Origin of the sequence: Corynebacterium sp. 13CS0277 (assembly GCF_002994655.1) — a bacterium.
Taxonomy (GTDB): domain Bacteria; phylum Actinomycetota; class Actinomycetes; order Mycobacteriales; family Mycobacteriaceae; genus Corynebacterium.
Genome location: NZ_PPDL01000062.1, coordinates 1 through 1,024, shown reverse-complemented (window position 1 = coordinate 1,024; position 1,024 = coordinate 1). Strand labels below are relative to the sequence as shown.

Annotated in this window: 1 protein-coding gene; it reads right to left on the bottom strand. The window is 57.9% G+C overall.

Annotated features, from left to right (window positions below):
• Positions 1-904 (bottom strand): IS1634 family transposase (locus C1Y63_RS12615; protein ID WP_146128973.1); only part of this gene is annotated, 904 nt, incomplete at its 3' end.
• Between the last annotated feature and the right edge of the window lie 120 nt (positions 905-1,024).

The window sequence follows — 1,024 nt, the reverse complement described above, 5'->3', positions numbered from 1 at the left end:
CGGCGGACAGCATGCCAGTATCCGCAACAACGATGAGCTGATCGAGCTGGTAGCGGGTTTTGTACTCATTGACGATGCCGACCACGGTGGACTGTTCAGAAGTGTTGCCCGCCCAGCAATCCACATCCAGTGGGAATCCCCGATCATCAGCGAGCAACCCGACAATGACCTGCGGTTCGACGCGGTGCTCCTTGGACTTTCCTCGCCGGCGAAGCTCGTCTTCGTTATCCACTTCGAAGTACAAGGTAGTGACGTCATAAAGCACCAGGTTGACCTGGTGATGGTGCCGGACGTGCTTGTGAAGAGCCGTAGAAATCACCTGCCGGTACCCGCGCTCATTGCACCATCTGAGCCTGTTGCGCAGGGTGTTGTAATGCACCTCCGGCAGACCGAGTTCTGCGAATGTCAGCCGCATCCCGGCTTTCGAACTGGGGCGCACGATATGGGCGATGACCATGGCGGCAAACACTCGATCATTTAAGACGTTGAGCCCGAGATTGTCGTAGGCGTTGAAAAGCACGTCCCGAAGCACTGCCTTGTGCGGCGGCAGCGCACGCCCCTGCACAATCGACACTGGTGTACCTGCAGACCGACCCGCAGGCTTCTCTGCTTGCTTCTTCGGCCGATTCGGGTGCGGGAACAGGCCACCGTCGTCGGTTGCGTCGGGGTCCTCAGGAGTGTGGTTGCCGCCGGTCACATCGATATCTTGCGGCGTGATCCCCAGGTCAAAGGCTAGTTGATCGGGTTCGCAGAGGGTCGTAGCCTGCAGAATCCATTGCTGCAGAGTGGCTTCGTCGTCGGTCGATCCGAGGGTGGATTCGTAGATCCACCGGCCGTGGTCGTAGTGCCCGAGTTGGACTGCCTTTTTCCCAGACCGTGTGTTCACCACGCGGTATGTACGCACAGGTCGAAACACTACCGCAATCAGGGGCAGTTAGTACGTCGAAGAGCGCCTTTTTAGACCAAAATCCCAGGTCAAATACCTCCCCGACGCCAAGTTAGGTCACCTTTTGTCAAACTCAGG